The following is an 8,596-nucleotide window of genomic DNA, read 5'->3' on the forward strand; positions in this document are numbered from 1 at the left end:
CTCTTTTGTTGCTTTTTATCCGATGAAAAAAGTGGTATTAATCACACTCATCATCGATAGCAGGAGCAAGGAACACATGGAGCCGAAAACGGACACTGTTTATAACTTTAGTGCTGGTCCAGCAGCGTTACCAAAAGCCGTGATGGAAAAAGCACAGGCTGAATTTGTTAATTGGAACGGCATGGGCGTTTCGGTTATGGAAATTAGCCACCGCAGCAAACCTTTCATTAAAGTGGCACAAGACGCTGAACAGGATTTACGCGATCTTCTTAATATCCCAGACAACTATAAAGTGCTGTTTTGCCAAGGTGGTGCACGTGCACAATTTGCAGCCGTGCCGTTAAACCTCATGGGTAATGCGAAGAAAGCGACTTACATTGATGGTGGCTATTGGGCGGAGAGCGCGGTTAACGAAGCGCAAAAATACTGTGAAACAGATGTTTTTGACGCGAAAGTAAAGAAAGATGGCAAAATTGCTATTTTGCCAGCAAGTGAATGGAAAATTGATCCAGAAGCGGCTTATGTCCACTTTTGTCCAAATGAGACCATTGATGGCATCGAGATTAACGATCTACCCGTAACGGATAAACCCATCGTTGCTGATATGTCTTCAACGATTCTTTCTCGTGAAATTGATGTTTCGAAATACGGTGTTATCTACGCGGGTGCGCAGAAAAACATTGGTCCTGCGGGTATTTGTATCGCGATTGTACGTGATGATTTGCTTGAGCTAGCAAGTGACCTTGTTCCAGGCATCCTTAACTACAAGCTGTTGGCAGAACAAGATTCAATGTTCAATACACCACCGACGTACGCCTGGTATCTATCAGGTTTGGTATTTAAGTGGTTGAAAGAGCAGGGTGGTGTAAAAGCGATTGAGAAAATCAACCGCGAAAAAGCAGCATTGCTATACGATTACGTTGATTCGTCAGATTTCTACCGTAACGGTATTCATCCAGACAACCGTTCTCTAATGAACGTGCCATTCCAGTTAGCGAAGCCTGAACTAGACGGTACTTTCCTTGAGTTAGCTGAAGCTCGTGGTTTAACTTCACTGAAAGGTCACCGTGTAGTAGGTGGTATGCGTGCATCAATCTATAACGCGATGACGCTTGAAGGCGTTCAAGCCCTTGTTTCGTTTATGAAAGAGTTTGAAAAGCAGTACGCTTAAATAGCACAACCGTTGTGACAGAGAAAGCAGGTAATAAAAAGCGCAGTCCGAGTTGAACTGCGCTTTTTTGATTGTGCGATTTACCAACGCTTTATTGCGTACGTTGAGAAGTTCGGCTTTGTCCTTTGGCTTTATTTACATTTGGTCGAGCGTTTGCTTGTGAACGACCGTTACCTTGACCTTGCGAATTGCCGTAGGAACTTTTTGCACCTGATTTGTTATTGCCCGAGGCTTTGTTGCCACGTGGTTTGTCGCGATTGTGCTCTTTACGGCTGTTTTCACCACGTTCATTATTACCACGCAGTGCATCAAATCCCGGTTGTGACTTGGTATGCTTAGTGGCAAATCGGTTTGAGCCGTGACGACCAGACTTGCGACGTTGAGCGGGTGTGAACTTGTCGCTGTCTTCCGCAGGCACCAAACAACCAGGTTTATCGCCGATAAGATGTTTTTTACCCATGTTAATCAATGCTTCACGGATCAAAGGCCAGTTTAATGGGTCGTGATAACGAAGCAGAGCTTTGTGTAAGCGTCTTTGTCGATCGCCTTTGGGCACAGTGACATCTTCACGCTTTTTGTACTTCACCCGTTTAAGCGGGTTCACTTCAGAGTGATACATCGCTGTTGCGTTACACATCGGTGATGGGTAGAAGTTTTGTACTTGGTCGCACTCGTAATCACGGCTTTTCAGCCAAAGCGCCAAATTCACCATATCTTCATCTTCTGTGCCCGGATGGGCAGAGATGAAATAAGGAATAAGGTATTGTTTCTTGCCCGCTTCCGCACTGTATTTATCAAACAATTCTTTAAAGCGGTCAAATGTCCCCATACCTGGTTTCATCATCAGATCGAGCGGGTTCTTTTCAGTATGCTCTGGAGCAATTTTCAAGTAGCCGCCTACGTGGTGAGTCACAAGTTCTTTCACGTATTCTGGTGACTCAATCGCGAGGTCGTAGCGAACACCGGACGCGATCATCACTTTCTTAATGCCTTCCACTTTGCGCGCTTCGCGATACAAATCGATAGTGTGCTTATGGTCTGTATTCAATTTATGACAGATGCCGGGAAAAACACAGGAAGGACGACGACAGTTTGCTTCCGCTTTAGGGTCAGAACAACCTAAACGGTACATGTTTGCGGTTGGACCACCTAAGTCCGAGATAGTGCCAGTAAAGCCCGGTACTTTATCGCGAATATCTTTCAGTTCGTTGATGATCGATTCTTTTGAACGGTTCTGAATAATTCGACCTTCGTGTTCGGTAATTGAACAGAAAGAACAGCCACCAAAACAGCCACGCATAATGTTGACTGACGTCTTGATCATGTCATACGCAGGTATCTTGTCTTTACCGTATTTAGGGTGTGGCACACGTGCGTACGGTAAATCAAACACATAGTCCATTTCTTCTGTAGTTAATGGAATAGGAGCTTGGTTGACCCATAGTTCGCGGTTACCGTGGCTTTGGATCAGTGCACGACCAGAGTACGGGTTTGTTTCTAAATGCAGCACGCGACTAGCATGAGCATAAAGAATACGGTCATTGAGTAACTTCTCATACGAAGGCAGACGTACTGCTGTAGTTTTCGCATCATGGCGTGAAGGCCGAACCGTGATCGGTTTTGCTTCTTCTTCGTCTTTTTTGCTTTCACACTGAGTTTCAATTTCGTACGGATTTGTTGGGACAAATGGCGTACTAGGTTTATCTATGCGTGATGAGTCGATGACTTTGAAGCCTTCTGGTAGCGAAGCAAGGTTAATCGCTGTACCACGGACGTTGATAAGATCGCTAATGGACTCGCCATCGGCTAACCGATGTGCCACTTCAACTAAAGCGCGCTCTGCGTTACCAAACAGCAGGATGTCGGCTTTTGCATCAAACAATACTGAACGACGAACTTTGTCAGACCAATAATCATAGTGAGCAACACGGCGCAGGCTAGCCTCAATGCCGCCAAGAACAATCGGTACATCTTTATACGCTTCGCGACAACGTTGAGAGTAAACCAAGGTTGCACGATCAGGGCGTTTACCGCCTTCGTTATTTGGCGTGTACGCATCATCATGACGCAATTTTCTGTCTGACGTGTAGCGGTTGATCATCGAGTCCATGTTGCCTGCTGTAACGCCGAAGAATAAGTTCGGTTTACCCAGCGCCATAAACGCGTCTTTGTTCTGCCACTCTGGTTGCGAAATGATGCCGACGCGAAAACCTTGAGCTTCCAACAGACGACCAATGATTGCCATACCGAAACTTGGGTGATCAACATAAGCATCACCAGTCACAATAATAATGTCACAGCTATCCCATCCAAGCGCATCCATCTCTTTACGGCTGGTAGGTAAAAAGCGTGCCGTGCCGAAGCAGGCTGCCCAGTACTTTTTGTGTTGATGGATAGGAGTAATATTGCTGTACATATTTTAACCTTGTGTTTGAGAGGTGCGCATTATAGCGGCTTGAAGATGGAGTATCTAGCGGAACATCACCTCATCTTTGTTGGGGATTTTTCTGTGTTGCTAGATATAGGAAAGTCAGCAGAGATAGGAAAGAGAACCGTGCTTTGCTATTATCACCCTCTATTAAAACTGGCTCAGCTATTTGAAATTATGGTTTATTCACTACTCTCTGTTTTCGCTCCTATGCTTTTGGGCACTCAAATCATTCTGACGATGATTTTGGTCAAAGGTGAAATTTGTCCTGGTCAACGAGGACGCTTACATAAGGTTCTACCTTCTTTAGGTGTACTTTGGTTAGCGGTCGCTTCGATTAAAATCGAAGCATTTATGGTGGTTTTTGCCATTTTCTATTTCTATTCACGTGTTCAAACCAGCAAAACCCGTGATGAAGGGCCTCTGTGGGTTCTTTACTTAGTTAACGGACTTTCTTTAGCTTACGTCGGTATCCTTATTAGTGAAGCACCAAGTTGGAGCGCCTCGCTATCGCTGTTTATGATGATCTTTTTACTTGGATCTGCTTTCGCGAACATGCTTTTGTCTATTGCTCGCAGTCGACTAGATGCCTTTCATCGAATCTTGCCTGTGGTGGGGATTTTGTCTGCAATGGCGACGACGGTATGTATTGTGCCGTTTGCTTATTCTCTTGATAGTGAAACGCTATCTCAACTCACTACGCCACTGCTGATCAGTTTTAGTTTGTTGATCGGTGGAATTGTATTTTGGAGCTGGCATATCATTACCGCTAAGAAACCAGAGAAAGGTCAGCTAAGTGTCGCTTTCTTATTGGTGTTGCTTGCTTGCACCGGTTTTCATAGCTTGTACCTGATCCAATAGTTGCCATTTTACTCCCGAGAGCAAAATCACTTTTCTTGTGCGAAATACAGACTAGGCTTAATAAGTGGATTTTGTTCAAAGGAGTGCCAATATGGATTTGAGTAATGTTAATAAACTGGACAGTATTATTCTCTTAGGCATAGTGAACGAGAAGTTGCGCTTAGAGTGCGACAGTTTGGATGAGCTAGTTTCTACTTATGAGATGAACGTTGAAAACGTGGTTGGCAAATTGAGTCATCTCGGTTTTCGTTATGATCCATTGACCAACCAGTTCAAATCTTCAGGTCGCTAAGTTTAATTGCATTTTTAAGCCATCTTGATCCCTTCAAGGTGGCTTTTGCATTGTTGTCGTGCAGTAGCAAAAAATGTTTGCAAGTAACGTTTCTCTTTATCGCTATTACGCACCGCCGCAAACAGTCGACGCCATAAGCCATTACCCAATGGTTTACTGGTGATCAATCCTTGGCGAGAAAATTCACTGATTGCCCAATTAGGCAGAGCAGCGACACCTAACCCTGCCGAGACCATCTGTACCAACATCAATGTGTTGTCCGCTTGTTTCCATTTCGCTGGCTCTACGCCCGCAGGTTGCAGGAAGTGCTTCACTACATCTAAACGCTGTTTTTGTACTGGGTAACTCAGTAGAGTCTGATCGGCAATATCTTCAGGAGCGATCCACTCTTTATTCGCAAGAGGATGATTCGTTGCAGTGATTAAGCGCATTTCAAAATCAAACAGTGGTTCATAATGCACTTCAGAGCGAGGAAGAATGTCTGAAGTAATCACCAAATCTAACTCACCAGCTAACAGAGCAGGAAGTGGTTCGAAACCAAAACCCGAAGAAAAATCCAAAGCAACACTTGGCCAAGCCACTTGATACTCTCTTAACGCAGGCATAAGCCACTGGAAGCAAGAATGACACTCAATCGCCATATGCAGCCTGCCGTTCACATCCTCTTTCAAACTGACGAGCTCATTTTCCCCTTTGGCAATTCTCGGCAAAATCTCATCGGCAAGCTTAAGCAGTATTTCACCCTCGGAAGTAAACTTTACCGGTCGTGTTTTGCGTAAGAAAAGCTGGCTACCAAGCCTCGCTTCTAGGTCTTTAATCTGATGAGAAAGGGCTGATTGAGTCAAATGGAGTGAAGTCGCTGTCGAGGTCAATGATCCCGTGTCCCGCAGCGAAGCAATCGTGCGTAAATGTTTTAGCTCTATCATGAGATTTCCTCATCATTCCTTAAGCATCATGAATTTTCACCTAAGTTACGCCGTTTTTTTGGAGCTGTAAACATCTAGATGGCTATTTGGTGGTTTGATTTATCAAACTACGTCGGATCTTGTTCTACAAACATGAATATTATTAATAGACAAGTTGAATATTAGTCGTTTGTTTCATAGTTTCGTTAAGTTGATTATTTAGCCATCCAGACATCTTTTCTGTTTGGTCTCAGATTAACAAAAGGAACGATTACATGGCGACTATTACACATATTTTGGGTTATCCACGCATTGGCGAAAAACGCGAACTAAAGTTTGCACTAGAAAAATACTGGCGTGGTGACATCACTCAACAAGAGCTAAAAGCGGTGGGTAGCGAAATCCGCCACAACAACTGGGCGTTACAACAATCAACCGGTTTAAGTTTTGCAACTGCGGGCGATTTTGCATGGTATGACCATGTTCTGACGACCACATTGCTGCTTGGGCATGTTCCTGCTCGTCATCGAAACGGATTCCCTGATCTCGATACGCTGTTTCGTGTTGGACGCGGTCAATCGCAAAGCTCTTGCGGCTGTAGCGGTAGTGCGGCATCGGATATGACTAAGTGGTTCAATACCAACTATCACTACATCGTTCCTGAATTTAGTTCTGACGATAAATTCGAAGTCAGTTGGCCGCAGCTATTTGAAGAAGTGAACGAAGCCGTTAAAACAGGAGTAAATGTAAAACCAGTGTTATTGGGGCCGGTGAGCTATCTTTATCTCGGAAAAGAGGTGGAAGAGAATTTTGACCGGTTAACTTTGCTGCCTCGTTTACTGACGGCTTACCAAAATATTTTATCTAAATTGGCTAAGCAAGGGATCGAGTGGGTTCAAATTGATGAACCCATTCTATCCCTTGAACTTGAAAGCCAATGGCAGGACGCATTTAAACTGGCGTATCAGGTGCTGCAAGGAGAGGTTAAACTACTCCTCACCACATATTTTGACTCAGTGACTGACACGCTCGACAAGATAATTGCTCTGCCAGTCAATGGTCTTCATATTGATATTTCGGCTGCACCACAACAGCTCGATAACGTATTAAACAAGTTGCCAGAACAATGGGTGTTGTCAGTCGGTGCTATCAACGGAAGAAACGTGTGGCGTGCCGACTTGGGTCATCTGCGCAATCAGTTACAACCAGTGAAAGATAAGCTGGGTGACCGCCTTTGGGTCGCAAGTTCATGTTCACTGCTTCATAGCCCGGTTGATTTAGATCTAGAACAGAGTCTTTCAGCAGAAGTGCGTAGCTGGTTTGCATTTGCCAAACAGAAAGTGACAGAAGTTGCCCTACTTGGACGGGCATTGGATGGTGAGCAACAAGCCATTCTGGCTTGTGATACTTATAGCCTGCCAATTGTACAGCGAAAGACCGCCATTCATGTTAACAAGCCTCAAGTGCAAGCCCGAGTGAATGCAATTACGGCTTCGTTAGTAGAAAGAAGTGAGCCTTATCAGCAAAGAGCGACAAAACAAGCACAGCAACTTGGTTTGCCATTATTTCCAACCACGACCATTGGCTCATTCCCTCAAACCGGTGAAATTCGTACTCAACGTAGCGCGTTCAGAGCAGGAGTACTACCAGAAGCTGAGTACATTTCTGCATTGAAAGGGCACATTGCCGATGCAGTGAAACGCCAAGAAGCTTTGGGATTAGATGTATTAGTACATGGTGAAGCCGAGCGTAACGACATGGTGGAGTACTTTGCGGAAAATCTCGCGGGTTTCCAAACCACGCAATTTGGTTGGGTGCAAAGTTATGGTTCACGCTGCGTGAAGCCAGCAATTGTTGTCGCAGATATTGAACGTGAAAAACCGATCACGGTTGAATGGTCTAGCTATGCACAGTCGCTAACCAAGAAGAAGATGAAAGGCATGCTTACTGGACCTGTCACTATCTTATGTTGGACATTTCCCCGTGAAGATATCAGCCGCAAAGAGATTGCCCAGCAGTTGGCTCTGGCGCTGCGTGACGAAGTGTTTGATTTACAAGATGCAGGGATTAATATCATTCAGATTGATGAACCGGCGATTCGCGAAGGTTTGCCGCTGAAGAAGCGTGATCACAAAGCATACTTAGACTGGGCTGTCGAAGCATTCAAAATCTCTGCGGCAAGTGCAACAGCCGACACCCAGATACATACACATATGTGTTACAGCGAATTCAATGAAATCATTGATTCAGTCGCTGCACTGGATGCGGATGTGATTACTATTGAAACCTCACGTTCGAATATGGAACTGTTGAAAGCGTTTGAAGATTTCAATTATCCAAACGAAATTGGTCCGGGTGTTTACGATATTCACTCGCCAAACATTCCAACACAGGAATGGATTGAAGGGCTGTTACGTAAAGCATCTGCCAAGATCCCAGCAGAACGACTATGGGTAAACCCGGATTGCGGCCTGAAAACTCGTAACTGGAAAGAAGTGGAAGCCTCACTGATCAACATGGTGTTAGCGGCAAAAACCTTGCGCGAAGAAGCACAAAGCAATGCAGCTTAATCACAAGTTGGAATAAAAAACAGGGGGCTCATATCAGCTCCCTGAGTTTGTTGACAAAGTTGGTATTCGATTTATACCGGATATTCCTAACCCTACCGTCATTCCTGCGAAGGCACTGACGAATCCCCAAAAAATAGACAAGCATGGCGAGTTGTGATCTTATGTAATCGCCAAAAAACAAAAAACACAACTCAAGATGCCATGCTTATAACAAAATTTTGCCACAAAACACTTTCTAAATCTCTAAAGAACTTTAATCAGGCTCGAGTTAAATCATTGTTCGATTGTAGCAATGCCCTTATTCGAGGAAATGAACTTAGCCTGACCACTATTGGGCGTAATTTAGAAGGTCGCTCAAATGTAAAGCAT

The 8,596-nt window shown here is 44.5% G+C and carries 6 protein-coding genes and 1 pseudogene; 5 read left to right on the forward strand and 2 right to left on the reverse strand.

Going from position 1 to position 8,596, the window contains the following annotated elements:
- Positions 1-76: 76 nt before the first annotated feature.
- Entirely contained in the window at positions 77-1,171 is a 1,095-nt protein-coding gene (serC, locus tag ACK5MF_RS18540; RefSeq protein ID WP_416924004.1) for a 3-phosphoserine/phosphohydroxythreonine transaminase, read from the forward strand.
- 91 nt (positions 1,172-1,262) lie between these two features.
- On the opposite strand, the gene ACK5MF_RS18545 is transcribed toward serC, so the two are convergent.
- Positions 1,263-3,587 carry a YgiQ family radical SAM protein gene (locus ACK5MF_RS18545; RefSeq protein ID WP_416924006.1) on the reverse strand — a complete coding sequence of 775 codons (2,325 nt, stop codon included), beginning with the start codon at positions 3,585-3,587 and terminating at the stop codon, positions 1,263-1,265.
- A gap of 189 nt (positions 3,588-3,776) precedes the next feature.
- On the opposite strand from ACK5MF_RS18545, the gene ACK5MF_RS18550 reads away from it, so the two are divergent.
- A complete protein-coding gene (locus ACK5MF_RS18550) occupies positions 3,777-4,460 on the forward strand; it encodes a hypothetical protein (RefSeq protein WP_416924010.1) in 684 nt (227 codons plus the stop codon).
- Between the two features lie 91 nt (positions 4,461-4,551).
- A complete protein-coding gene (locus ACK5MF_RS18555; RefSeq protein ID WP_416924007.1) occupies positions 4,552-4,752 on the forward strand; it encodes a DUF4250 domain-containing protein in 201 nt (66 codons plus the stop codon).
- A gap of 14 nt (positions 4,753-4,766) precedes the next feature.
- On the opposite strand, the gene metR is transcribed toward ACK5MF_RS18555, so the two are convergent.
- Entirely contained in the window at positions 4,767-5,678 is a 912-nt protein-coding gene (gene metR / locus ACK5MF_RS18560; RefSeq protein ID WP_416924008.1) for an HTH-type transcriptional regulator MetR, read from the reverse strand.
- 254 nt (positions 5,679-5,932) lie between these two features.
- Here metR and metE point away from each other — a divergent pair, with 254 nt between their 5' ends.
- Both metE and ACK5MF_RS18570 read left to right on the forward strand, forming a co-directional pair.
- A complete protein-coding gene (gene metE, locus ACK5MF_RS18565; RefSeq protein WP_416924009.1) occupies positions 5,933-8,227 on the forward strand; it encodes a 5-methyltetrahydropteroyltriglutamate--homocysteine S-methyltransferase in 2,295 nt (764 codons plus the stop codon).
- Positions 8,228-8,380: 153 nt separating this feature from the next.
- Positions 8,381-8,596: pseudogene (locus tag ACK5MF_RS18570) on the forward strand (hypothetical protein); the annotation flags it as partial.

It is taken from the genome of Vibrio sp., assembly GCF_047973365.1.
Lineage (GTDB): Bacteria > Pseudomonadota > Gammaproteobacteria > Enterobacterales > Vibrionaceae > Vibrio.